Annotated in this window: 23 protein-coding genes; 16 read left to right on the top strand and 7 right to left on the bottom strand. The window is 75.0% G+C overall.

The window, feature by feature from the left end; translation table 11 throughout:
- Positions 1-59: 59 nt before the first annotated feature.
- Together Sya03_RS27495 and Sya03_RS27490 are read left to right on the top strand one after the other, a co-directional pair.
- The gene (locus Sya03_RS27495) at positions 60-2,177 is read left to right on the top strand and encodes a HelD family protein (protein WP_203941330.1); all 2,118 of its coding nucleotides are present in this window, start codon (positions 60-62) and stop codon (positions 2,175-2,177) included.
- Positions 2,177-2,611: a hypothetical protein gene (locus Sya03_RS27490; protein WP_203941329.1), complete on the top strand. Its 435-nt coding sequence runs from the start codon at positions 2,177-2,179 to the stop codon at positions 2,609-2,611. Before Sya03_RS27495 ends, Sya03_RS27490 begins: the two co-directional genes overlap by 1 nt.
- On the opposite strand, the gene Sya03_RS27485 is transcribed toward Sya03_RS27490, so the two are convergent.
- Positions 2,608-3,522, bottom strand: a complete 915-nt coding sequence (locus Sya03_RS27485; protein ID WP_203941328.1) for an SMP-30/gluconolactonase/LRE family protein — start codon at positions 3,520-3,522, stop codon at positions 2,608-2,610. The genes Sya03_RS27490 and Sya03_RS27485 overlap by 4 nt on opposite strands.
- A 146-nt stretch (positions 3,523-3,668) precedes the next feature.
- On the opposite strand from Sya03_RS27485, the gene Sya03_RS27480 reads away from it, so the two are divergent.
- The 7 genes from Sya03_RS27480 (at position 3,669) to Sya03_RS27450 (ending at position 9,620) form a co-directional block, all read left to right on the top strand.
- A complete protein-coding gene (locus Sya03_RS27480; protein ID WP_203941327.1) occupies positions 3,669-4,580 on the top strand; it encodes a cation diffusion facilitator family transporter in 912 nt (303 codons plus the stop codon).
- A 51-nt stretch (positions 4,581-4,631) separates the two neighbouring features.
- Positions 4,632-5,693: a spore photoproduct lyase family protein gene (locus Sya03_RS27475; RefSeq protein ID WP_203941326.1), complete on the top strand. Its 1,062-nt coding sequence runs from the start codon at positions 4,632-4,634 to the stop codon at positions 5,691-5,693.
- 36 nt (positions 5,694-5,729) lie between these two features.
- Positions 5,730-6,494 (top strand): arsenate reductase/protein-tyrosine-phosphatase family protein, encoded by a 765-nt coding sequence (locus Sya03_RS27470; protein ID WP_203941325.1) that lies wholly within the window; start codon positions 5,730-5,732, stop codon positions 6,492-6,494.
- Between the two features lie 13 nt (positions 6,495-6,507).
- The gene (locus tag Sya03_RS27465; protein ID WP_203941324.1) at positions 6,508-6,885 is read left to right on the top strand and encodes a VOC family protein; all 378 of its coding nucleotides are present in this window, start codon (positions 6,508-6,510) and stop codon (positions 6,883-6,885) included.
- A 61-nt stretch (positions 6,886-6,946) separates the two neighbouring features.
- Positions 6,947-7,570 (top strand): type IV pilus modification PilV family protein, encoded by a 624-nt coding sequence (locus Sya03_RS27460; RefSeq protein WP_203941323.1) that lies wholly within the window; start codon positions 6,947-6,949, stop codon positions 7,568-7,570.
- A complete protein-coding gene (locus Sya03_RS27455) occupies positions 7,570-8,160 on the top strand; it encodes a PulJ/GspJ family protein (protein WP_203941322.1) in 591 nt (196 codons plus the stop codon). The genes Sya03_RS27460 and Sya03_RS27455 overlap by 1 nt, the downstream gene beginning before the upstream one ends.
- Positions 8,157-9,620 (top strand): hypothetical protein, encoded by a 1,464-nt coding sequence (locus tag Sya03_RS27450; RefSeq protein WP_203941321.1) that lies wholly within the window; start codon positions 8,157-8,159, stop codon positions 9,618-9,620. Before Sya03_RS27455 ends, Sya03_RS27450 begins: the two co-directional genes overlap by 4 nt.
- 49 nt (positions 9,621-9,669) lie before the next feature.
- Here Sya03_RS27450 and Sya03_RS27445 read toward each other — a convergent pair whose 3' ends face one another.
- Positions 9,670-13,656: a glycoside hydrolase family 3 N-terminal domain-containing protein gene (locus tag Sya03_RS27445; RefSeq protein ID WP_203941320.1), complete on the bottom strand. Its 3,987-nt coding sequence runs from the start codon at positions 13,654-13,656 to the stop codon at positions 9,670-9,672.
- A gap of 216 nt (positions 13,657-13,872) precedes the next feature.
- Here Sya03_RS27445 and Sya03_RS27440 point away from each other — a divergent pair, with 216 nt between their 5' ends.
- Complete coding sequence (locus Sya03_RS27440; RefSeq protein ID WP_239107891.1) at positions 13,873-14,811, top strand: 1-phosphofructokinase family hexose kinase; 939 nt, start codon at positions 13,873-13,875, stop codon at positions 14,809-14,811.
- Positions 14,808-15,650, top strand: coding sequence for a 5'/3'-nucleotidase SurE (surE, locus tag Sya03_RS27435; RefSeq protein ID WP_203941319.1), 843 nt, complete (start codon positions 14,808-14,810; stop codon positions 15,648-15,650). The genes Sya03_RS27440 and surE overlap by 4 nt, the downstream gene beginning before the upstream one ends.
- On the opposite strand, the gene Sya03_RS27430 is transcribed toward surE, so the two are convergent.
- Entirely contained in the window at positions 15,627-16,517 is an 891-nt protein-coding gene (locus tag Sya03_RS27430; RefSeq protein WP_203941318.1) for a serine/threonine-protein kinase, read from the bottom strand. The genes surE and Sya03_RS27430 overlap by 24 nt on opposite strands.
- A gap of 76 nt (positions 16,518-16,593) precedes the next feature.
- Positions 16,594-16,965 (bottom strand): STAS domain-containing protein, encoded by a 372-nt coding sequence (locus tag Sya03_RS27425; RefSeq protein ID WP_203941317.1) that lies wholly within the window; start codon positions 16,963-16,965, stop codon positions 16,594-16,596.
- A gap of 362 nt (positions 16,966-17,327) precedes the next feature.
- Here Sya03_RS27425 and Sya03_RS27420 point away from each other — a divergent pair, with 362 nt between their 5' ends.
- From Sya03_RS27420 to Sya03_RS27410, 3 genes are all read left to right on the top strand, one after another.
- On the top strand, positions 17,328-17,477 hold the full coding sequence (locus Sya03_RS27420) for a hypothetical protein (protein ID WP_203941316.1): 150 nt from the start codon (positions 17,328-17,330) through the stop codon (positions 17,475-17,477).
- A gap of 65 nt (positions 17,478-17,542) precedes the next feature.
- Positions 17,543-17,986, top strand: a complete 444-nt coding sequence (locus Sya03_RS27415; RefSeq protein ID WP_203941357.1) for a hypothetical protein — start codon at positions 17,543-17,545, stop codon at positions 17,984-17,986.
- Positions 17,987-17,990: 4 nt separating this feature from the next.
- Positions 17,991-18,542 (top strand): YdeI/OmpD-associated family protein, encoded by a 552-nt coding sequence (locus tag Sya03_RS27410; protein WP_203941355.1) that lies wholly within the window; start codon positions 17,991-17,993, stop codon positions 18,540-18,542.
- 15 nt (positions 18,543-18,557) lie between these two features.
- On the opposite strand, the gene Sya03_RS27405 is transcribed toward Sya03_RS27410, so the two are convergent.
- A complete protein-coding gene (locus Sya03_RS27405; protein ID WP_203941315.1) occupies positions 18,558-19,022 on the bottom strand; it encodes a hypothetical protein in 465 nt (154 codons plus the stop codon).
- Between the two features lie 150 nt (positions 19,023-19,172).
- On the opposite strand from Sya03_RS27405, the gene Sya03_RS27400 reads away from it, so the two are divergent.
- Complete coding sequence (locus tag Sya03_RS27400) at positions 19,173-20,600, top strand: serine/threonine-protein kinase (RefSeq protein ID WP_203941314.1); 1,428 nt, start codon at positions 19,173-19,175, stop codon at positions 20,598-20,600.
- 72 nt (positions 20,601-20,672) lie between these two features.
- Complete coding sequence (locus tag Sya03_RS27395; RefSeq protein ID WP_203941313.1) at positions 20,673-21,002, top strand: hypothetical protein; 330 nt, start codon at positions 20,673-20,675, stop codon at positions 21,000-21,002.
- Here the strand turns inward: Sya03_RS27395 and Sya03_RS27390 are convergent.
- Together Sya03_RS27390 and Sya03_RS27385 are read right to left on the bottom strand one after the other, a co-directional pair.
- On the bottom strand, positions 20,950-22,659 hold the full coding sequence (locus Sya03_RS27390) for a M16 family metallopeptidase (RefSeq protein ID WP_203941312.1): 1,710 nt from the start codon (positions 22,657-22,659) through the stop codon (positions 20,950-20,952). The two genes, Sya03_RS27395 and Sya03_RS27390, sit on opposite strands and share 53 nt — an antisense overlap.
- Positions 22,656-23,627 (bottom strand): tetratricopeptide repeat protein, encoded by a 972-nt coding sequence (locus tag Sya03_RS27385; RefSeq protein ID WP_203941311.1) that lies wholly within the window; start codon positions 23,625-23,627, stop codon positions 22,656-22,658. Before Sya03_RS27385 ends, Sya03_RS27390 begins: the two co-directional genes overlap by 4 nt.
- Positions 23,628-23,750 lie beyond the last annotated feature (123 nt).

Raw genomic sequence — 23,750 nt, 5'->3', positions numbered from 1 at the left:
GAGGTAGGTTCGTCAGCCGGTCTTTTTTCCACGGCCGCTGACATTCCGGAAGGGCACCCTTGAGCGACACCGTCCTGCAGCAGGAGATCGCGGTCGAGCAGCAGCACGTGGACCGCGTCTACGCGCGCCTGGCCCAGCTGCGGACGGACGCCACGCGCGCCGAGAAGGAGGGCTACAAGGTCTCCTCGGCGGGCACGTTCGGCGCCCTGGTCGAGCGCGACGCGATGGTGTTCCACGCGGCGCGCCGCCGCCGGGCGCTGGACAGCGAGCACGAGGGCCTGGTGTTCGGCCGGCTGGACCTGGCCACCGGCGCCGTGCACCACGTCGGCCGGCTGGGCATCCGCGCCGAGAACGCCGAGCCGCTGGTCGTGGACTGGCGGGCCCCGGCCGCCGCCGCGTTCTACCGGGCCACCGCGGCCGAGCCGGAGGGCGTGGTGCGCCGCCGGATGATCCGCTCGGCGGGCGAGCGCGTCGTCGGCATCGAGGACGACCTGCTCGACCCGGACAACGCCCCGCCCGGCATGCGGGTGGTCGGCGACGGCGCGCTGCTGGCCAGCCTGTCGAAGGCCACCGGCCACGGCATGCGCGACATCGTCGCCACCATCCAGCGCGAGCAGGACGAGGCGATCCGCTCCCCCGCGTCCGGCGTGACGATCGTGTCGGGCGGCCCGGGCACCGGCAAGACGGCGGTGGCGCTGCACCGGGCGGCGTACCTGCTGTACTCCGACCGCAACCGGTTCGCGGGCGGCGGCATCCTGGTCGTGGGCCCGTCCGGGGTGTTCGTGGAGTACATCGCCGCGGTGCTGCCGTCGCTGGGCGAGGACAGCGCGACGCTGCGGTCGCTGGGCTCGCTGGTCGAGGGGTACGACGCCACCCGGGTCGACCCGACGCCGGTGGCGGCGGTCAAGGGCTCGCTGCGGATGCGCACGGTGCTGGAGCGGGCCGCCCGCGACGCCGCGCCCGGCCAGCCGACGGAGCTGCGCCTGCTGTACCGGGGCACCCTGCTGCGGCTGGACGCGGAGACGCTGCGCCGGATCTGGCAGAAGGCGCTGCCGAAGGGCGCCCGCCGCAACGAGGTGCGCCGGGCCGGCTTCGACGGCGTCTTCGACGCGCTGTGGGCGCAGGCGCGGTCGCTGCGCATCGGCGGGCTGCCGGAGCGCCGCGACTTCGAGGAGGAGCTGGCCGACCGGCCGGACTTCCGCGACTTCCTCAAGGCGTGGTGGCCGCGGCTGGCGCCGATCCACGTGCTGCGCTGGCTGGCCGACCCGGCCCGGCTGCGCCGCTACGCCGGCGGGGTGCTGTCCCGCGCCGAGATCGAGCTGCTCGCCGGGGCGTTCGACGGGCCCGCGACGATCGCCGACGTGGCCCTGCTCGACGAGATCGACGAGCTGATCGGCAAGCCGCGCCGGCCCCGGCCGCGCAAGAACGCGAACCCGTTCCACGTCATCGACGGCATCCAGGAGGTCAGCACGTACGCCGACCGCCAGCGGGCCGCCCGCGCCGCCGACACGGCCCGCCCCGACGACTACCGCGAGTACGCCCACGTGGTGGTGGACGAGGCCCAGGACGTCTCGCCGATGCAGTGGCGGATGCTGGGCCGCCGCGGCCGGTTCGCGTCCTGGACGATCGTCGGCGACGCCGCCCAGACCGCGTGGTCGGGCGAGGCGGCCGAGCTGGACCGGGCGCGGGACAAGGCGCTCGGCGGCAAGCGCCGCGCCACGTACACGCTGACGACGAACTACCGGAACTCGGCGGAGATCTTCGCGGTCGCCGCGTCGGTGATCCGGGCCGTGCTGCCGGACCTGCCGCTGCCCCGCGCGGTGCGCAGCACCGGCGTGGACCCGGCCGACCTGGTGACCCGCGCCGGCGACCTGCCGGACGCGGTCCGCGAGGCGGCCGGCAAGCTGCTCACCGAGGTCGAGGGCACGGTGGGCGTGGTGACGCCGGTGCCGCGCCGCGACGAGGTCGCGGCCTGGCTGGCGGGCACCGCGGACCCGCGCCTGCAGGTGGTGACGAGCCTGCAGGCCAAGGGCATGGAGTACGACGCCGTGCTGCTGGTCGAGCCGGGCGAGATCCGCCGCGACGGCCCGTCGGGCGTCCGCACGCTGTACGTGGCGCTGTCGCGCGCCACCCAGCGCCTGGTCACCCTGGGCACGGACGCGCACTGGCACCCCTGATGGACGCCGCCGCGCCGGCGGCCGTGCTGACCGGCCTGGGGCTGCCGCCGGAGGACGTGCCGCCGCCCGCGCGGGTGCCCGCGGGGTGGCGGCCGGCGGGCGCTGCGCGACCGGGACGGGCGGGTGCTGTGGAGCTGCCCGGCTGCCGCTCGGTACACCGGTTGCCGGACGCGACCCTGGCCACGGACGGGGCCGACGCCGTGCTGGTCGGCGACGCGGGCGACGAGCGGTGGCGGGCGCCCGGCCCGGTGGGGTTCGTGCACGAGGTGGTGGCGTGGGCGGCCGGGGGCGCCGGGCGCGACGTGCGCACCGGCGCCCTGCTGTGGTCGGTGCCCGGCCTGCGGCCGGACCTGTTCCCGGGGCGCGTCGCGGGCTTCGACGAGCGGGACGGGATCCTGCTCGTGGCGGACCACGACGAGCTGCGGGCGCGCTAGGGCCGGATCGCCACCGCGGTGTACGGGGTGGTCGGCGTGGGCGGGGTGGTGAAGCGGGCGTTCGGCAGGTAGAACCGGCCCCGGTACTCGGCGATCGTGGTGGGCACGTCGAACCGCGGGTCGGTCAGGTAGCGCACCAGCCGCCCGGCGGTGCCGTCGCGGTTGAGGCGCAGCTCGGCGACGCGGTTGAGCCGGTTCTGCACGACCCAGAGGGTGCGGCCGCGCAGCCAGAGGCCGTCGCCGTTGCGCAGGGCGTTGTCGTCCAGGCCGGTGAGGCGCACCTCGGTGGCCACGCCGCGGTAGGTGACCCGGAACAGCTTGCCGACGTTGCCCTGGACGACGAGCAGCGCCCGGCCGTCGGGGGTGCGGGCGATGCCGTTGGCGTTGTTGCCGGTGGTGTAGGCGATGTCGCCGGTGAGCGGCACGGTGCTGACCCGGCCGCGCTGGACCCGGTACAGCTGCGGGTTGACGGAGTCGGTGAAGAACGCGCCGCGCGGGGTGAGGATCACGTCGTTGACGAACGAGGTGCCCTCGACGAAGTCGAAGGAGTCGAGGAGGCGGCCGGTGCGGCCGTCGACGAGGCGGCCGTCACCGCCGGAGCCGCCGGCGACCCAGAGGCGGCCGCGCCGGTCGACCTTCATGCCGAGCGACTGGGTGCCGGGGCCCTGGCTGATGACGGCGCCGCGGCCGGTGCGCAGGTCGACCCGGTAGATGTCGCCGTCGACGCGGGAGCCGAAGAAGGCCCAGCTCTTGAGGCCGGTGGCGATGCCCTCGGGCTGGAAGCCGTCGGGCAGGGCGATCGTGGTGGGGAGGCCGTGGCCGCCCGGGTGGGCCGCGGCGGGGGCCGCGGGGGCGGTCAGCACGCCGAGCGTCGCCGCGGCGGCGACAATGGCGAGGGTACGACGGAGCACGGCACTGTCCTTCCGGCGTTTCGGTTTCCGTTGACGTTCGCAGCATGCCCCTTCCGGGCGGGTTCCGCAGCGGGCATCCGATTGCACACATAGCGATGTGAACATATATTGGCCGGGGCGTGGCGGCGGGACGGAAGGTGAAGCGCATGGGCGCGGGGCACGATCACGGGGCGCAGGCCGCCCGGGCCGGCAGCCGCCACCGCGGGCGGCTCGTCTGGGCGTTCGTCCTGCTCGCGGTGTTCATGCTGGCCGAGGGCGCCGCCGCCCTGCTCACCGGCTCGCTGGCGCTGCTGTCCGACGCCGGGCACATGTTCACCGACGTGCTCGGCATCGGCATGGCGCTGGCCGCCATCACCGCGGCCGGCCGCGCCGCCGCCGACACCCAGCGCACCTTCGGCCTCTACCGGCTGGAGGTGCTCGCCGCGCTGGCCAACGCCGTCCTGCTCAGCGGCGTCGCCGTCTACGTGCTCGTCGAGGCCGCCCGCCGGTTCACCGACCCGCACGAGATCCCCGCCGGGCCCGTCCTGCTGGTCGCCACCGCCGGGCTCGCCGTCAACGTCGTCGCGTTCTGCCTGCTGCGCTCCGGCGCCCAGGAGAGCATCAACGTGCGCGGCGCGTACCTGGAGGTGCTCGGCGACCTGCTCGGCTCCGTCGGCGTCATCGCGGCCGCCGCCGTCGTCTGGCTCACCGGCTGGTGGTACGCGGACCCGGTCATCGCCGTGGCCGTCGCCCTGATGATCCTGCCCCGCACCTGGAAGCTCGGCCGGGCCGCCCTGCGCATCCTCGTCCAGGCCGCCCCCGAGCACCTCGACGTCACCGAGGTCCGCTCGACGCTGGCCGCCGTCCCCGGCGTCTGCGACGTGCACGACCTGCACGTCTGGACGCTCACCTCGGGCATGGACGTCGCGTCGGCGCACCTGAGCCTCGACCCGGCCGCCGAGCTGGGCACCGTGCTCGCGGGCGCCCGGGAGGCGCTGCACGCCGAGTTCCGCATCGACCACGCCACCCTGCAGGTCGAGCCGGTCGGCGCGGGCGCGTGCGATTCGGTGAGCTGGTAGTCGCGTCGGTTCCCGGGGAAGCCGCAGCTCAGGTGGGGCGTTGAACAGGGCGTGACCACCGACCTGCTGGACATCCGGCGCATCTACGTCGAGCCCGAGGCGGCCGCCCTGCCCCGCGGCAAGGAGGTCCTCGCCCGCTTCCCGGACGCCCAGCGGGTCGAGGTCGAGAGCCACCTGCGCATCCCCGAGCTGTACGGCGACGAGGCCAACGTCGCGCGCTGGGTGCGGATCAAGCGCGAGGCGCTCGTGCTGGGCGTCAAGAAGTCGCTGACCGCGCGCCCCAACGGCCGGTCCGCCGACTTCATCGCCCCGTCGACGGCCAACGGCTGCGCGATGGCGTGCGCGTACTGCTACGTGCCGCGCCGCAAGGGCTACAGCAACCCGGTCACGGTCTTCGCGAACATCGACAGGATCGCCGGGTACGTGCAGCGCCACGTCGGCCGCCAGGGCGTCAAGCCGGCGCCCAACGAGTGCGACCCGGTGGCCTGGGTGTACGACATCGGCGAGAACTCGGACTGCTCGCTGGACGCCCGGATCAGCGACAACGTGCGCGACCTCGTCGAGACGTTCCGGTGGCTGCCGACCGCCAAGGCGAGCTTCGCCACCAAGCACGTCAACCGCGACCTGCTGAGCTGGGACCCGCAGGGCCGCACCCGCATCCGGTTCTCGCTGATGCCGCAGCGCGACGCCAAGCTGCTCGACATCCGCACCTCCCCGATCGCCGAGCGGATCGCCGCGATCGACGACTTCGTGGCGGCCGGCTACGAGGTGCACGTCAACTTCAGCCCGGTGGTGGTGCGCGACGGCTGGCTGGCGGACTGGGCGGAGCTGCTCGACCAGCTGGACGCCGGCGTCGACGCCGCGACGAAGGACCAGCTCGCGGCCGAGGTCATCTTCCTGACCCACAACGAGAAGCTGCACGAGGTCAACCTCGGCTGGCACCCGAAGGCCGAGGAGGTGCTGTGGCGGCCGGACCTGCAGCAGCTCAAGCGCTCGCAGAGCGGCCAGTGGAACGTCCGCTACCGCACCGGGGACAAGGGCCGCCACGTGGCGGCGCTGACCGACCTCATCGCCGCCCGCACGCCGTACCTGCGCGTCCGGTACGCCTTCTGACACTTCCATCAAACTCATGTGATGTATTCTGCGGGCGTGGCACCGCCCGGCCGGGCCGTCCCGGCGTTCGCCCGCCTCGCCGCCCACCCGCTGCGCTGGCGGCTCCTCACCGCGCTGGCCGCCGGCGACCACCGGGTGCGCGAGCTGGTGGCGCTGGTCGGCGAGCCGCAGAACCTGGTGTCCTACCACCTGCGGCTGCTGCGCGACGACGGGCTCGTCATCGCCACCCGCAGCACCTTCGACGGCCGCGACACCTACTACCACCTCGACCTCGACCGCTGCGCCGCCGCGCTCGCCGACCTGGGCGCCGGCCTGCACCCCGCGCTGCGCCCGCCCGCGCCGGCCGCGCCGGTCCGGCTGCCGCACGCGCCCCGCGTCGCCGTGCTGTTCCTCTGCACCGGCAACAGCGTGCGCTCCCCCATCGCCGAGGGGCTGCTGCGGCACCGCACCGGCGGCCGGGTCGACGTCACCAGCGCCGGCACCCGGCCCGCGCCGCGCCGCGACCCGGACGCCGCCCGGGTGCTGCGCGACGACTTCGGCGCCGAGCCGCCCGCCGGGCCGCCCCGCGACGTCGGCACGCTCACCGGGCAGCGCTTCGACGTCGTGGTCAGCCTGTGCGACCGCGCCCGCGAGGCGGCCCCCGACTTCCCCGGCGACCCCCGCCGGGCGCACTGGAGCATCCCCGGCCACACCGGCGCCACCGGCGGCACCGCCCTGCGGGAGATCGCCGGCGCCATCGACACCCGCATCCGGCACCTGGTGCCCGTCCTGAGCGCCGTCCGCCCCGCCGTCCGCCCGTGAAGGAGAACCCGCCGTGACCGCACCCACCGCCTACGCCGGCGTCCGCTACCTGGTCGACGACGTCCAGGCCGCCGTCGACTTCTACACCCGCCACCTCGGCTTCACGAGCCTCACCACCGCCGCGCCGGCCTTCGCCGACGTCGTCCGCGGCCCGCTGCGGCTGCTGCTGTCCGGGCCGGCCAGCTCCGGCGCCCGCGCCACGCCCGCCGACGCCCGCACCGCCGGCGGCAACCGCATCCACCTCGTCGTCGACGACCTGGACGCCGAGATCGGCCGGCTGCGCGCCGCCGGGCTGACCTTCCGCAGCGACGTGACCGCCGGGCCGGGCGGGCGGCAGATCCTGCTCGCCGACCCGGCCGGCAACCTCGTCGAGCTGTTCCAGAGCGCCTGATGCGACCAGGCTGACACCGCGCACGGCTCATACCGGGCCCGGAACGTCCGATTGTGCGGACATGGACCGTCATGAGGAGGGCTTCACGCTCGTCGAGGTGAGCGTGGCCCTCGGCATCGTGGCGCTCGTGATGAGCGCGCTCGCGCCGTTCCTCGTGCAGTCCGTCGGCTTCGTGGCGTACTCCCGCGACCGGGAGGCGGCCGTGCGGGTCGCCGACGACGCCGTCGAGCGGGTGCGCGCCCTCAAGGGCTCGTCGGTGCTCGCCGGGCGCGACCGGATCAGCTCGGCCGCCCAGTGGGCCGCGGCGCCCGCGGCGGCCCGCCCGTACCTGGACCGGCTCACCCTCGGCTGGGACACCGACCCGCTGCTGCCCGCGAACGCCGGCGCCGGCGCCGCACTGCCCACCACCGCCCAGCAGCGGGTGGTCAACAACGTCCGGTACACCCAGCAGTGGTTCGTCGGCCGCTGCCGCGCGCAGGGCGGCTCCGGCGCCGCCGTGCGGCCGTGCCGCGCCACCGCGCTGGCCGACGCCGACCCGGCGCGGCCGGACGTCACCATGTACGAGGTGGTCGTCGCCGTCACCTGGCCGCACCGCACCTGCCCGGCCGGCCGGTGCGCCTACGTGACCTCCACGCTGCTCAGCAACGCCGGCGACCCTGTCTTCACCGTGACCGGGGGCCCCTGATGCGCGCCCGCCGGGCCGGCGGCGACGAGGGCACCACCATGATCGAGCTGGTCGTCGCCCTGACCGTGTTCGGGGCGGTCTCCGCCCTGGTCACCGCGGGCGTGCTGCAGGCGCACGCCGCCGCCAACCGCACCGAGGCCGTCGCCGCCGCCGACACCCAGGTCGAGACCGCGTTCCGGCGCATCGACAAGGAGATCCGGTACGCCCGCTGGATCCGCCCGCCGGCGCAGACGCCGTCGTCGGCGTGGGTCGAGTTCCTCAACTCCGACCCCGCGACCGGGCAGCCCCGGTGCCACCGCGTCGTGGTCGACCGGGCCGCCGGCGTGCTGCGCACGGTCGCCTGGCAGCCCGGCGCCACCCCGCCCGCCGCGCAGAGCCTGGCCGGGCAGCTCGTCGACGGGTCCGACCCGTTCTTCACGCTGGAGGCGACCGGCGCCACCGACTTCGCGCGGCTGCGGCTGCGGCTCACCTCCCGCGTCGGGCGCAACGCCTCCGCCGGGACGGTCACCAGCGACGTCACGTTCACCGCGCTCAACACGTCCCGGTCGGCGACCCCGGGCGCCGAGTGCACCGAGGGGCGGCCGGCGTGAACCGCGACGACCGCGACGACCGCGGCTCGATGCCCGTCGCGCTGCTGCTCGTGGTGATCAGCATCGGGCTCAGCACGCTGCTGCTGCCGATCGTCGTCGACCGCACCGAGGCCGTCCGGGCCGCCGAGGCCCGCGACCGGGCGGGCAACGCGGCGCACTCCGGCATCGACAGCGCCGCCGGGCAGCTGCGCGGCGCCGCCGACGCCGACGGCGACGGGTTGCTCGCCGCGCTGCCCGGCTGCCGGGTCACCGGCGAACCGGGCACCGACGCGCCCGGTTACGTCAGCCGCTACGACGTCACCATCTCCTACCGCACCGCGGCCGGGGCGTCGCTGGGCTGCACCCCGGCGACGGTGCCCGCGACGGCCGTGCTGACGTCCACCGGCACCGCGACGGTGGCCGGGCGCACCGTCAGCAGCCGCACCATGACGGTGACGTACACGTTCCGCACCACCGCCCAGCAGGTGCCGGGCGGCCTGCTGCGCTTCGTGCCGCCCACCCCGACCAGCCCGCGGCTGTGCCTCGACGCCGGGCTCACCTCCGGCGAGCAGCTGCGCGCCCAGGTGTGCGACCCGGGCAGCCCGCGCCAGACGTTCGCGTACGACGACCAGCTGCGCCTCGTGCTCACCGCCTCCCGCACCGCGGCCCGGCCGCTCGGCCTGTGCGTCGACGGCACGGGCGCCGGCACGGTGCCGCAGTCGCGGCCCTGCACCTCCGCCGCGCCGCCGCGGCAGCAGTGGATCTTCGGGACGTACGCGATGTGGGAGACCGCCGGCGCGCGCGGCCAGTGCATGACCGCCGTGTCGTACAGCGCGGGCAGCCTCGTCGACCTGCAGGACTGCAACGCGGATGGCCTCTGGATGCGCCAGGTGAACGAGCCGGAGACCGCCACCGGGGCGGGCGCGGCCGGCGAGGCCACCCGGCAGCTGGTCAACTTCAGCCAGTTCGGCCGGTGCCTGGACGTCACCCTCGGCGAGCCCGACTACGCGTACATGATCGTCTGGCCGTGCAAGCAGGACCCGGACCCGGCCCGGATCGACTGGAACCAGCGGTGGTCCCAGCCGGCGGTCGACCCCGCCACCGGCCACGGCACCGGCCGGATCACCGTCCAGCCCGACGGCGGCCGGCCGCTGCACTGCCTGCGCAGCCCGCGCTCGGCCGACCCGGGCACCTACGTGACCGTCGTGCCGTGCCCCGGGGGCGTCCTGCCGGACGAGCTGCGGTGGACGGTGTACCGCGACACCGGCACGTACGAGACCAGCTTCCGCATCCGCGACGCGGCCGGGCTGTGCCTGTCCCCCACCGACCCGAAGGCGGCCGACCCGGACCTGTACCCGCTGCACGGCCACGACATCAGCAAGTCGGTGGTGCGGCCGTGCGACGCGGGGCTGCTGCAGAAGTGGAACGCCGACCCGTACGTCATGGCGGCCACGCCGCTCGACTACCGGGGCGAACGATGACGAGGGCCCCCGGCGCGCGTGCGCCGGGGGCCCTCGGTTCGGGCAGGTGCTACTGGAGCAGGTTCCAGGCCTGACCCAGCTTGGTCGCCGCGACCGACGGCTTCTTCGACAGCAGGTCGTGCTCGGCGACCGCCGTCAGCGCCGCCGCCTGCGCCAGCTTCGGCGAGGTGGCCTTGGCGACCATCTGCTTCTGCGTGACGTCGCGGATGGCGGTGACGATCGCCTCTTGCTGCGCGGCGACGGCGAGCTTGCTGCCGCTCAGCGAGTTCGAGGCGCCGAGGAGGCCGGAGATGACCGCCTTGGAGTCCTTCACCGAGCCGTCCGCGTTCCAGTTCTTGTTCTGCAGCGTCACGTCGAGCGCGGCGATGGCCAGGTTGACCTTCAGCTTGTCGACGATGCCGCCGCCCGGCTTCTTCAGCGCCGCCGCGAGGCCGTCGCGGGCGGCCTTCACCCGCGGCTTGGTCGCGTCGGTGCGCAGGCCCCAGCCGTACGCGTACGCCGGGTCGTACACCTTGTCGCCGACGTTGATCGGCTGCTGCGCGGTGGTCTTCGCCCACGTCATCGGCAGGCGGCCGGTGTACGGCTTCTTGCCGAACAGCGTGTCCGCGACGCCGGCGCCCTCGGTGCCCGGCAGCCACGAGGCCACCAGCGCCTCGACGCCCGCGAACTGGGTGGCGTCCAGCTCCATCGGCCGGCCGGAGACGACCAGGACGGCGCACTTCATGGCGGCGCAGACCTTGTCGATCGCCGCCCGGTCGGCAGCGCTCAGGGTCAGGTCGGCGCGGCCGTTGCCGACGTCACCGACACCCTCGGCGTACGGGGTCTCGCCCACGACGACCACGCCGACGTCGTGCCCGGCCAGGTCGGCGGACGCGTCCCGGCTGAACGTGACCGTGGCGCCGGGCGCGACCTCCTTGATGCCGCCGAGGATCGTCGTGCCCTTGGTGGTGGGGCCGCTCTGGCCCTGCCACGAGATCGTCCAGCCGCCGTTCTGGTTGCCCATGTCGTCGGCGCTGCCGCCGGCGACGTAGACCTTGGCGTTGCTCTTGAGCGGCAGCAGATTGCCGGTGTTCTTCAGCAGCGTCTGCGACTTGGCGGCCGCCTCACGGGCCACGGCCCGGTGCGCGGCGGAACCGACCTTCGACAGGTGGGTGCGGTCGGCGTACGGCTGCTCGAACAGGCCCAGCTCGAACTTCTTCTTCAGGATGCGCTTGACCGCGTCGTCGATCCGCGCCTGCTTGACGTCGCCCTTGGTGGCGGCGTCGGTCAGGTTCGTGATGAACGTCTGGTACTCGGTCGGCACCATGATCATGTCCAGGCCGGCGTTGACCGAGGTGACCACGTCGCTGCGGTAGTCACCGGGGATCTGGTCGATCGCCTGCCAGTCGCTGATGACGAAGCCGTCGAACTTCAGCTCGCCCTTCAGCACGTCCGTGATCAGGTACTTGTGGGCGTGCATCTTGAGCGGGCCCTTGCCGTCGCCGAAGTCCACGCTGGAGTACGACGGCATGACGGTGCCGGACCCGCGGGCCAGGCCGTCCTTGTACGGGGCGATGTGCAGCCGCCGCAGCTCCGCCTCGGACATCTGGGTGATGCCCTGGTCGGTGGTGTAGCTGCCGGTGGTCGAGCTGCCGAAGGTGGTGCCGCCGTCGCCGACCCAGTGCTTGATGGTCGACAGCACGGTGGTGTTCTTCCTCAGGTCGTCGCCCTCGAGGCCGTCGACGATGGTGGTCATCGCGGCGACCAGCGCCGGGTCCTCACCGAACGACTCGTACGTGCGGCCCCAGCGGTCCTCGCGCGCCACGCACAGGCAGGGCGAGAAGTCCCACGAGACGCCGGTGGCGCGCACCTCGGTGGCGGTCACCGTGCCGACCTTCTGCACCAGCTTCGGGTCGCGGCTGGCGCCGAGGCCGATGTTGTGCGGGAAGAGGGTCGCGCCGACCACGTTGTTGTGGCCGTGCACGGCGTCCACGCCGTAGATCAGCGGGATCTGCAGCGGGGTCTGCTTGGCGCGCAGCTGGTAGGCGTCGATCATGTCGGCCCACGCGGCCGGCTCGTTCGGCCGCGGCACGGAGCCGCCGCCGGACAGCAGCGAGCCGAGGCGGTACTGCGCGATGTCGTCCTGCGCGTCGAGCGCCTGCCGCTCGGCCTGGGTCATCTGCCCGACCTTGTCGGCGAGCGTCATCCGCTTCATCAGGTCGGCGATGCGCTTGTCGGTGGACAGCTTCTTGTCCAGGTACGGGAAGCCGTGCGCGTTGACGACGACCGTGACGGGCAGGTCCTTCGACACCGCCACGTCCGGGGTGGACGTCAGCGACACGTCGACGGTCTCGGCGACCTCGGCCGTGCTGTCCTTCTTGGTCTTCACGGCGATGGTCTTGGCGGTGCCGGACGCGGTGCCCTCGGCGAACGTGAGGGTGCCCGACGCGGCGGTGTAGTCGGCGCCCGCGGTGGCGGAGCCGCCGCCGGTGGCGTACTGCACGGCGACGTCGTCGTCGAGGGGCTCACCCTCGGGGGTGGTGATGACGACCTCGACGGTGGCGGTGGCGCCCTCGTCGACCGGGTAGACCGGCTTCTTCGTGCTGACCGTGGCGAACGGCGGCGGCAGGGCGTTGCCGTACACCTGGATCTCGTCGACGGCGAACCGGCCCTCGCGGCCGCTCGGCGGCGTGAAGGCGTAGCCCCACATCTCCTTCAGGTCGAGGACCTGGTTGATGCCGCCGACCGGCTGGTAGTCGCCGCGGTAGGTGAGGTTGGCGAACGGGATCTCGACCAGCGTCCAGCCGTCGAAGTCGTCGGTGAACGAGGTCGTCCACAGCTCCGACTTCTCGCCGTCGGCGCCGCCGTCCTTGATCTCGAAGTTGATCTTCGGCCCGGAGCCCGGCGGCAGCGGCGCGGTGTTGCCGCCGTGGAACCAGAACCGGATGCCGCCGTACGCGGACCAGTCCTGCGTCTCGGACCAGTTGTGCACGACGCCGCCGTAGCTCTCGGCGCCGTACTTCACCTCGAGCACCTGGTTGCCGGCGGGCGCGCCCGGGCGGTCCAGCGCCCGCGCGGACAGCTCCGGCATGTCGGCCTCGTTGGCGCCGAACGGGAAGATGCCCAGCGGCGGCGTGCCGAACGGCAGCTCGCCCTCGAAGTCGACGACCGTCTTCGGCTGGCCGTCGCCGGCCGGCACGTCGTCGTCGGTGACGGTGATCGTGGTGGTCATCCGCGGCCCGGCGATCGTGCCGGCGCTGGGCTGCGACAGCACGAGGTCGAACGTCTCGTTCGGCTCGTCGGCGGTGTCGTTGATGCCCTTGATCGCGATGGTCTGCTCGACCGAGCCGGCCGGGAAGGTCAGCGTGCCCGTCGTGGCCGGGTAGTCCTCACCGGCGGTGGCGGTGCCGTCCTTGGTGGCGTACTGCACGGTGACCGGGGCGGTCGCCGGCTTGTTGAGGCGCACCTTGACGTTCGCGGTGCCGCGCTCGCGCATGGTCAGCGCCGGGACGGCCGTGGCGACGGCCTGCTCGGTGAACTCGCCGTTCACCGCGACCTCGTACAGCGAGTAGCCGTACTCGTTGACCCGGGCGGTGCCGGTCATCCGCACGTAGCGCAGCGTGTCGCCGCCCGTGGCGATCTCGTCGGCGCCGCCGTCGCCGGTGGTCGTCGTGTAGCGCTCCTGCCAGGTCTCGCCGTCGACGGACGTCTCCACCGAGTACGCCGTCGCGTGCGACGCCTCCCAGGTGAGCACCACGTTCTGCACGGCGGCGCGCGCGCCCAGGTCGAGGGTCCACGTCTGCGGGTCGGCGAAGAGGCTCGACCAGCGCGTCGTGGCGTCGCCGTCGATGGCCTTGTCCGGGCCCAGGCTGTTGCCCTCGCTGCTGGTGGCCGTGGCTGAGCCGAACGAGGCGATGTTGGCGACGGCGGCGTTCGCCGAGCCGGGCACGACGAGCATGCCGGTCAGGACGGCCAGGGCGGCGGCGCCGGTGACGAGCGGGCGGCGGCCGCGGCGCCGCGTCGGCGGCGGAGCGGGCACAGCAGGGTCTATCCGCATGAGCGGTCTCCTCGAGCACACGATTCGGGGGCGACGCGCTCGCCCGGCGGCAGGGTGAAACGGGCGGCACGGCACGCCGGAGAGCGCTCTCGGTCCCGGGATTGTGTGTCGCGCACGTTACGGTCGTCAATCCCTGGCCCAGGTTCCGGATCTTCGATGGCACACCGATCCGCGCAGAGCCCGGTTCGGGCCGCCACAAACGGGCATCATCAGGGCATGAGCGCGCAGGTGATGGTGTTCTCCCCCGCACCTCAACTCACCGTGACCATCGAGCAGCAGGGCGGCCGGCCCGAACTGCACGTCCACCCCGGCGGCCAGGGAGTCTGGCAGGCCCGGATGATCCGGTCGCTCGGCGTCGAGGTCACCTTCTGCTGCGCCGCCGGCGGCGAGGTCGGCACGGTGCTGGAACCGCTGCTGATCGCCGAGGGCGTCACCCTGCGCCTGGTCCGGCGCGACTCGGGCACCGGCTGGTACGTGCACGACCGCCGCGACGGCAGCCGGCAGGAGATCGCCGAGCAGCCCGGCACCGCGCTGACCCGGCACGACCTGGACGAGCTGTACGGGCTGGCGCTGGCCGACGGCCTGCGGGCCGGCACCGCCGTGCTGGGCGGCGTCGCCGACCCGGACCTCGTCGCCCCGGAGGCGTACCGGCGGCTCGCCGCCGACCTGCGCGCCAACGGCTGCCGCGTCGTCGCCGACCTGGCGGGCGAGCACCTGGAGGCGGTGCTGGACGCGGGCCTCGACGTGGTCAAGGTCAGCCACGAGGAGCTGATCGAGGCCGGGCGCGCGAAGGACGACAGCACCGACGCGCTGGTCGCGGCGCTGCGGGCCCTGCGCGCCGACGGCGCCGGTGACGCGCTGGTGTCCCGGGCCGGCGCGGGCGCGCTGGCCCTCATCGGCGACGAGATCCTCGAGGTGCGCATGCCGAAGCTGAGCCCGGCCGACCCGCGCGGCGCCGGTGACTCCATGACCGCCGGCGTCGCGGCCGTCCTCGCCCAGGGCGGGTCGCTGCACGACGCCGTGCGCACGGGCGCCGCCGCGGGCGCCCTCAACGTGACCCGGCACGGGCTCGGCACCGGCCACGTCGACGCCATCACCGTGCTCGCCGAGCGGGTGGAGCTGCGGAGCGTCGCGACGATCAAGGAGCGTTCATGACCCGCGTACTGATCACCAACGACGACGGCATCGCCGCGCCCGGCCTGCGGGCGCTGGCGCGCGCGGTGGCCGCGACGGGCGCCGAGGTGACCGTCGCCGCCCCGCACGCCGAGGCGAGCGGCACCAGCGCCGCCCTGACGGCGGTCGAGCGCGACGGGCAGATCCTGGTCGAGCCCCGGGCGCTGGAGGGCGTGCCGGGGGTGCCCGGGTACGCGGTGACCACCTCGCCCGCGTTCATCGTCGTGCTGGCGCTGCGCGGCGGCTTCGGCGACCCGCCCGACGTGGTGGTCTCCGGCATCAACCGGGGCGCCAACGCCGGCACCGCCGTGCTGCACTCCGGCACCGTCGGCGCGGCGCTGACCGCCGCCGCGAACGGGCTGCCCGCGCTGGCCGTCTCGCTCGACGTGCTGTCGCCCTCGGCGGGCACCGCGTCCAGCGGCGGCGCCGCCATCGCCGCGCTCGACCACGCCGACGACGAGGCGCGGCACTGGGACGTCGCCGCCGACCTGGCGGCCCGGCTGCTGCCGGCGCTGCCGGGCCTGCCGGCCGGCGCCCTGCTCAACCTCAACGTGCCGGACGTGCCCGCCGACGAGCTGCGCGGCCTGCGCCGGGGCCCGCTGGCCAGCTTCGGCCAGGTGCAGGTGACGGTCGCCGAGGCCGGCGAGGGGCACCTGCGCACCGCCGTGCAGGCCGCCACCGACCCGCTGGAGGAGGGCAGCGACCTGGCGCTGCTCGCCGACGGCTACGCGGTGGTCACGCCCGTGCGGGCGCCGGCCGAGGCCACCGACGTGGCGCTCGACCTGGAGGCGATCGGGTCAGCCCAGCTGGTCCAGGGCTAGCGTCGGGTGCCACGGGCGGCCGTCGAGCAGCCGCCACAGCCGCAGCGCCACCTCGGCGCTGCGCGGCCGCCCGCCCGGCTGCTTGGTCATGCACGCGCGGATGATCTCCGCGACGTCGCCGGGCAGCCCGGCCACCGACACCACCGGCGTGGGCGCCAGCTGGTGGGGCCGCAGCCCGGCCCGCATCGGGGTCGGGCTCACCACGGGGTACGGCGACCGGCCCGTCACCATCTCGTAGAGCAGCACGCCGAGGGTGTAGACGTCGTCCGCGGGGCGCGCCACGGCCGTCACCGGGTGCGCCGGCGGGCGGCTCTGGGTGCGCCGGTTGCGCACGACGACCGGGCGGGCGGCGGTGTCGCCGGTGCGCGCGGCGGCCGTCGCCAGCCCGAAGTCGATGATCTTGATGGCGCCGTCGTCGGTCACCATGATGTTGCGCGAGGCCAGGTCGCGGTGCACGATGCCGCGGCGGTGCGCCACGGCCAGCACGTCCGCCGCCGTCGCCGCCACCCGCACCGCGTCGCGCCACGGCAGCGGCCCGTCGGCCAGCAGGTCCTCCAGCGGCGTGCCGCTGAGCAGCTCGAGCACCACGTACGGCACCACCGTGCCGTCGGGCAGCGGCGCGTCGCCGTACTCGAACACCCGGGGGACGCTCGGGTGGCGCAGCCGGTCGGTGATGAGGGCCTCGCGGCGGACGTCCTCGCGGGCCTTGGGGTCGTGCGCGAGCAGCGGGGCCAGCACCTTGACCGCGTGCAGGGTGCCGCGCCGGGCGTCCACGGCGTGGTAGACGGTCGACACCCCACCCTGGCCGATGGCACCGATCAGCACATATCGCCGCAGGATGGCGGTGCCCATCGGAAGTCGCGCCACGACAGGGCACTATTCCCTACCGGTACGGGGGCCGACAAGTTACTGAAGGAGACCTTAACCACGCGTTCACCGCGGGTCAGGCAGTCGGTACGGGGGGCTCCTGGATCGAACCGGACACGCCCACCACGTGGGGGTCGGGGGCCCCGAACAGCCCCAGCAGGCCGGTGACCCACAGCTGCCGGTGCACGAACCGGCTGGGCCGGGTGACCACCAGCTGCACGCCGCCCACGGAGGCCAGCTGGAACGCCGCCACCATGGCGCTGATGCCCACGGAGTCGAGGAACGTCACCAGGTGCATGTCGAGCTCGATGCGGCGCGGCCGGCCCGCGGCGAGCACCGCGGCCACCGCCTCGCGGACCTCGTGGGCGTTGTCGACGTCGACCTCGCCACGCGGCTGGATCTCCACCACCCCGCCGACCGGAGCCGACGTCTCGATCGAGAGACTCACCCGAGCACCTCCAGCCGCCCGGCACCATTACCGGGCGTATCTCCTGTGCGCGAGGCAGCTCTCGAAACCGCGCCGCTCACCCTGGCACCCCGTCGCCGGGGGCGCGATGCCTACCCACGCACCGGATCGTCGAAACGACCCGAACCTAATCGTCCAACCTGTGAGCGGCCTGAGATGTTCCCACCGGCCGCCTGCCGGGCCCCGCCATCGGCGTACGGAGCCGGATCCCACCGTAACGGGTCGTGTCCAGCGGATTCCCCCCGGTCCACTCAGGACGTTCCCCCGGTGGCGCGCCGGGCCTAGCATCGGGGGGTGGCCGCGGGAACGCGGACCGTCACCTCACTCTCCGGAGGTACCTGACCATGCTGCGCAAGCTTCTCGGACTGGCCGGCGCCGGCGCCCTGCTCGCCCTCCTGCTCGCCTGCGGCATGGGCGGCGGTGACGGCGACGACGATGACGACGGCGGCGAGGACGACTTCGCCCGCGGCGCCGCCATCGTCTCGCTGCACTGACGTTTGTCGCCGCGCGGGCGGGGGCAACGAGACCGCACTGACCGCACGCAGGGAGGAACGAGACGATGCTGAGCTCCCGCAAGAACGCCTCCGAGCGCGCCGCCGCCCAGGCGTGGGAATACCTCACGTCCGCCGTGTCCGCGGCGGGCGACAGCGCGAAGAACGCGGGCCTCGCGGTCGGTGACAGCGCCCGCACCGCCGGCAAGGCGGCCGGCCGGGCCGCCGGCCGGCAGGGGTCCCGCCTGGCCGCCGAGACCGGCAGCCGGGTCGGCTCCACCGCCGACGAGGCGTGGCGGCGCGCCAACCGGGCCGTCGACGCCCTGGCCGGGCGCCGCCCGGCCACCCCGTGGGCGCTGCTGGCCCTCGCCGCCGTGGCCGGCGCCGCGATCGGCTTCGCGGCCGCCGCGACCCTGCGCACCGCCGTCGACCGCCGGACCACCGAGCCGGCCGGCGCCCTCGACGCTCCCCCGCCGCCCACGACCGAGCAGGTGCACCTCGACGCCGAGTGAGCCGATCCGGTTCGCCACGCCCGCCGAGCTGCGGGCGTGGTTCTCGGCGCACCACGAGACGGCCGCCGAGCTGCACCTCGACTACCGGCCGGCCGGCCTGACCCACCCGCAGGCGATCGAGCAGGCGCTGTGCTTCGGCTGGATCGACACCACCGCCCGCCGCGCCGACGACGAGCGCCGGCCGGTGCGGTTCACCCCGCGCCGGCCGGGCAGCGTGTGGAGCCCCGCGGACGTCGCCACCGTGCGGCGCCTCACCGCGGCCGGCCTGATGACCCCGGCCGGTCTGGCCGCCTTCGCGCGCCGCCGCCCCGAACCCGCCGCCGTCCGCTCCGCCGAGCAGGAGCCGCCCTCGCTCACCCCGTCCCAGCTGGCGCTGCTGGAGGGCGACGCCGAGGCGTGGGCGTGGTTCAGCGCCCAGCCGCCGTCGTACCGGCGGGCGGCGGCGCGCTGGGTGAACAGCGCCAGGCGCGACACCATCCGCGAGTCCCGCCTGGCCCGGCTCATCGAGTCGGCCGCCGCGGGCACGACGATCCCGCCACTGACCCGCCGTAGCTGACGGTCACCCCGCCGGTCAGACCGCCGTGGCCAGGTCGTCGTGGCGGGTCGCGCGCAGGTTGTCCCGCACGTCGGCCGGGAAGACCCGGCGCACGCTGCGCTCGTCGGCCGGGCCCTTCTCCGGCATGCGCAGGGCCGGTTCGCCGTCCAGGCGCACGGCGACCGGGGTGTGCAGGGTGCGGCCGGTCCGCTCGGCGCGGCAGAACACCCACGCGTAGATCGTCGTGGCCTGGGCGGCGCGGGACAGGTTCTCGGGGCGGGCGCCGAACGGCCGGGCCGCGCACCGCACCGGCTCGGCGCGGCCCGAGACCGCCTCCCGGAACGACGTCTCCATGAGTTTCACCACCCGGTCGCCCAGGGCGTCGGCGAGCGGCCCGGACGGCGGCGGCTGGGGGCCGAGGCGGCGGGCCGAGACGGCGGCGAACCCGGCGGCCGCCAGCAGGCCGATGGTGACCAGCGCCGACACCAGTTTCGTGCGCATGTCACCGGACGCTAGGCCCGGTGGCGCGGCGGGCGCGGCCGAACGCGGGAGATCCACTCGCGTGCGCCATCCGAAATCGTTGCCGAGGCGTACTCATGTCCCCCGGTCGCGGGGAGGCAGCCACCCCCTCCGGTCGGATAAAGTCCGCAGGTGCTGGTTTCGGGTCACCTGTTGGACAATCGCTACCGGCTGGACGAGCGGATCGCCACGGGCGGCATGGGCGACGTCTGGCGCGGGACCGATGTCGTGCTGGGCCGCGTGGTCGCGGTCAAGGTGCTGAAGCCGTCGCTGCTCACCGACCCGGAGTTCTCGGCCCGCTTCTACGGCGAGGCCCGCATGCTGGCCGCGTTCCGGCACCCGGGCGTGGTCGAGGTCTACGACTACAACAGCGCCACCGGCCCGTCCGACGACGACCAGGGCGCCTACCTGGTGATGGGGTTCGTCGACGGCGAGCCGCTGTCGGCCAAGCTGAAGGACGACGGCCGGCTGGGCGTCGCCGAGACGCTGTCGATCGTGGCGCAGACGGCCGACGCGCTGCACGCCGCGCACCAGAACGGCACCGTGCACCGCGACGTGAAGCCGGGCAACATCATGGTCAAGCCGAACGGCACGGTGGTGCTGGTCGACTTCGGGGTGGCCCGGTCGGTGGCCGTCACGAGCGTGACCAGCGTCAACTCGATCGTCGGCACCGCCCTCTACATGGCGCCGGAGCAGGTGTCGAAGGGCGACCTGTCGCCGTGCACCGACATCTACGCGCTGGGCGCGGTCGCGTACCACTGCCTGTCGGGGCACCCGCCATTCGAGGGCGAGAACGCGCTGCAGGTGGCGCTGCGGCACCTGGAGGACGAGCCGGACCCGCTGCCGGCGGACGTGCCGCAGCCGGTGCGCGACCTGATCGCGCGGGCGATGGCGAAGAACCCGGCGGACCGGTGGGCCAGCGCGGCCGACTTCGCCGACGCGGCGCTCGCGGTGGCCGACCCGCAGGACTGGCGCACCAGCACCGGCACGGGCACCGGCTCGCTGACGGCCACGAGCATGGCGGCGGCGGGCCGCACGGCGCACCTGACGCGGGCCACGTCGGCGACCGTCCCGGTGCAGCGCACCGCCCCGCCGCCCGCTCGGCCGGGCGGACCGGCGCGCCCGGGCGGCCGCCGGGACGGCCGGCGCGGGCCCATCCTGCTGGCGGCGGCCCTGGTCGTCGCGGGCGGGCTGACCGCGCTCATCGCGGCGCTGGCCGCCGACGGCCCGGGCGCGGGCCCGCAGACGGTGCCGGACGCCACCGTGCCCGCCGTGGCGCCGACGGACGCGCCGGCGCCCAGCGTCCCGGCCGAGGACGACACCGACGACGAGCAGCCGACCCGGCCGGGCAACCAGCCGATCGTGCCGTCGCAGCCGTCCGCGCCGCCGACGAGCCGGCCGACGAGCGCGGCGGTGACCACGGCGCCGGCCACGCCCGACGCGACCCCGACGACGCCCGACGTCGAGCCGACGGGGGACGACGACGAGGAGCCGGGCGGCGGCACCGACCCGACCACGGTCCCCACGCCGCCCACCCCCGCCGTCGGCGCCACCCCCTGAGTACCCGTACCCAGGCGGTTCTGGGGTCGCCGCCGGGCGCGGGCCGGGCGGGCCCGTCCATAGGTTGCGGTGGTGACCATCGCACGCACGTCCTTCGCCGGGTGGCTCGTCGCCACGCCCGCCCTCGCCCTGTGCTGGGCCGCCGCCGACGGTGACCCCGGGCGGCAGCGCCAGGCGGCGTGGCTGCTCATCGCGGTCGCGGTCGCCGCGTTCGGGGTGCCGTTCGTGGCCACGCTGGTGGCGCTGGACCGCGGCCACACCGGCGCGGGCCTGGTGTGGTTCGTGGTGGCGGTGCTGGCCGTGGCGCCGGCGCTGACGATGGCCTGCCGCGGGGCGGGTGAGCTGCGGGTCAGCGACGCAGCCGGCGCAGCTGCCTCGTCCCCCGCACGACCCCCCAGATGATCAGCGCGGTGAGGCCGTAGAGGAACACCAGGACGGTGACCAGCGGCGCGCGGTCGCCCTGCTCCATGACCGTGCCCAGCGTGAGCAGGGCGGTGAACCCGCCGACCGCCACCAGCAGCACCCACAGCACGACCAGCCGGGCGACCAGCAGGCCGCGGCTGCCCGCGTCGGCGGTGTCGGCGTCGGCGCGCGGGTCGGCGCGGCGGTCGTCGCCGGGCCGCGGGATGTCGTCGGGGTCGCGGGCCGGCATGGGCACCCGCACCGGCGCGGTCGCCGCGTCGATGGTGGGCAGCGCGGCCGCCGCCCCCTCGAACAGGGTGGGCTCGACCTGGACCACCACGGCGTCGTGGCCGACGAGCATGCGGCCGCCGTCGGGGAACGCCAGGGCCGCCGCGCAGGCGTCGAAGGTGACGGTGGCGACGTCGTCGCCCCGCACCAGGCTGACCCCGGCCTGGCCGACGACCAGCCGGTGACCGGGCACGTCGACGGAGCGGTGGGCGTGGCCCGGCACGGCGGACTCCGAGCCCTGCGGCGCGGTCGCGTAGCCGGCCCAGTCGGCCGACCGCCGGCCCGGCGTCATCAGCAGGCCCGTCGACAGCGCCTCGGCGGCTACCGCCGCCACCGCGCCGGGGGTGACGGCGCGCAGATCGGCGGCCGCCTCCTCCAGGGTCTGGAGAGGGAACCCGACGAGCATGTCGAACGCGTACTGCGGCAGCCGGGCGGCGTCGGCCTCCGCCGTGCCCAGCGCGTCCGCCGCCTTGCCGACGACGGCGTCCACGTCGGCCGGGTCGATGCGCCCGACCTTGAGCTTGGCCAGCACGTCGACGAACCCGCCGAGCACCGCGTCGGCCTTCTCCGGCAGGGCGTCGGCGACCGCGACGATCAGCGCCGAGCCGTCGCCGCGCGGCTCGTAGGCGGCGTGCGCCGTGTACGACAGGCCGTCCTCCTGGCGCAGGGCGCGGAACAGCTCGCGCTCCAGCACGCCGGTGAACACCCCGGCGGCGGCGCTGCGCGGCACCACGGCGTCCCAGGCGGTGGCCCGCGACGAGCCGCTGAACCAGGCCGGCGTCTGCGGCAGCGCCGACGTCACCGGCGGCACCGGGCGGCGGACCCCGGCGGGCAGGTCGAGCCGCAGGCCGGCGGGCACCTCGTCGCCGGCGATCCACAGCACCGCGTTCTCCCGGGTGAAGTACGTGGCGGCCCAGGCGCGCAGGTCGTCGGGGGTGAGCGCGGTCAGCCCCCACTCGGGGTAGCCGGCCAGCCCGTACCCGCGGGCGCCGTGCCGCCACAGCGCCATCGGCTCGCCGACGTGCCCGCCGCGACCGGCCGCCTCGGTGCGCAGGATCTCCTTCTCCTTGGCGAGCCGCTCGAACGGCAGCGCCGCCAGCGACGCGCATACCCGGGTGATGAACGTGGCGACGTCGCGGTCGGAGCCCTGCATGTGGAAGTGGGTCGAGACGCTGCCGGTGGCCCCGTTGAAGTGGTAGTCGGCGATGCCGAGCGGGAACAGCGTCAGGTGTTCCAGCAGGTGGGTGATGCCGGAGCGGGACAGCGTCTCGTCGGCCTGCCCCACCCGGAACACCAGGCCGGCGTGCAGCTGCCCCGACGTGGGGGCCAGGATCGCCGGGACCCCGTCGACCTCGGTGTGCTTGATCACCGCGCGCGTCCCATCGCGAAGGCGCGGCCGCGGGCCGCGCGGATCTGCTCGGCCGGCTCGCCGCCCAGGTAGTCCCACGGGTGCTCCGTCGCCAGCGGCCCGAGCGCGCTCAGCAGGCTCGCCGCCGCGGGCTCGTCGCCGATGACGCTGAACAGCATCGCGAACGTGCTCATCGCCCCGACCCAGCCGTACGTGCGCCGGAACGCCGGGTGCCACACCGAGCGGTGCGCGGCCTCGTGCAGCTCGGCGCGCACCCCCTGGCCCAGCAGGTACGCCCGGTCCTCGCCGTCGGGCAGGTCCAGCCACCGCTCGACGTGGTACTCGGCGACGACCACGCCGTTCAGCGCCCCGGGCGGCGCCGTCTCCAGGCATTCGCGGGCGAACGCGTGCGCCTGCTCCCAGCTGCCGTGCCACTTCGGGCACAGCTCCTGCAGCAGCTGCGTCTGGCCGGCCAGGTGGTGCGGCGCCACCGCGGACAGCCGGTCGTAGCGGCGGCGGCCCTCGGAGACGCCGAGGTTGAGCGCGCGGACGGTGATGATCCGCGGCACCCACAGGGCGGGGTCGCGGGGGTTGCGGGCGCAGCCGTCGATGAGCACCTGCTCGGCCTTGATCAGCCACTCGTGGAACTGCTCGAACTGGCTGCGGCTGACGTGGCTGGCCCGCGCGCCGCTGCGGATCGCCCAGCCGACGTCGATCAGGTGGTTGCCGAGCATCGCCGCGGCGGTGGCGTCGTCCGGGTCGCGGGCCAGCACGTACCGCAGGAAGTCCTCGCCGCCGGCCAGCGGGCCCAGCTCGCCGCCGCCGAGCCGGATCAGCCCCGTGCGCAGGGCCGGCTCGGCCGTGTCGGTGACGGCGCGCACCGCCGTCCAGTCCCGGGTGCGCAGCGCCGCGCGCAGCTGGTGGACCTCGGGGTGCGCGGCGGCCGGGTCGGTCAGGACGTCGCCCGCGGCCGGCGGTGCTGGCTGCATGGCGGGAGATCATAGATGCTCGATCGGGACGGCGATGTCCCGTCGCGGCGGCCGTGCGCGGACCCCGAACCCTCAGGGCACCCGTGCGCCCGCCGATGAAGCACGATGACACCGGTGGGGAGG

Source organism: Spirilliplanes yamanashiensis, from assembly GCF_016863475.1.
Taxonomy (GTDB): Bacteria; Actinomycetota; Actinomycetes; order Mycobacteriales; family Micromonosporaceae; genus Spirilliplanes; species Spirilliplanes yamanashiensis.
This window is presented reverse-complemented; position numbering and strand designations above follow the sequence as displayed.

Coding starts and splice junctions, on each gene's coding strand:
- Sya03_RS27490 (WP_203941329.1), top strand. CDS start 2,177: ATGGACGCCGCCGCGCCGGCGGCCGTGCTGACCGGCCTGGGGCTGCCG.
- Sya03_RS27480 (WP_203941327.1), top strand. CDS start 3,669: ATGGGCGCGGGGCACGATCACGGGGCGCAGGCCGCCCGGGCCGGCAGC.
- Sya03_RS27460 (WP_203941323.1), top strand. CDS start 6,947: ATGGACCGTCATGAGGAGGGCTTCACGCTCGTCGAGGTGAGCGTGGCC.
- Sya03_RS27455 (WP_203941322.1), top strand. CDS start 7,570: ATGCGCGCCCGCCGGGCCGGCGGCGACGAGGGCACCACCATGATCGAG.
- Sya03_RS27445 (WP_203941320.1), bottom strand. CDS start 13,656: ATGCGGATAGACCCTGCTGTGCCCGCTCCGCCGCCGACGCGGCGCCGC.
- Sya03_RS27440 (WP_239107891.1), top strand. CDS start 13,873: ATGAGCGCGCAGGTGATGGTGTTCTCCCCCGCACCTCAACTCACCGTG.
- surE (WP_203941319.1), top strand. CDS start 14,808: ATGACCCGCGTACTGATCACCAACGACGACGGCATCGCCGCGCCCGGC.
- Sya03_RS27420 (WP_203941316.1), top strand. CDS start 17,328: ATGCTGCGCAAGCTTCTCGGACTGGCCGGCGCCGGCGCCCTGCTCGCC.
- Sya03_RS27415 (WP_203941357.1), top strand. CDS start 17,543: ATGCTGAGCTCCCGCAAGAACGCCTCCGAGCGCGCCGCCGCCCAGGCG.
- Sya03_RS27405 (WP_203941315.1), bottom strand. CDS start 19,022: ATGCGCACGAAACTGGTGTCGGCGCTGGTCACCATCGGCCTGCTGGCG.
- Sya03_RS27385 (WP_203941311.1), bottom strand. CDS start 23,627: ATGCAGCCAGCACCGCCGGCCGCGGGCGACGTCCTGACCGACCCGGCC.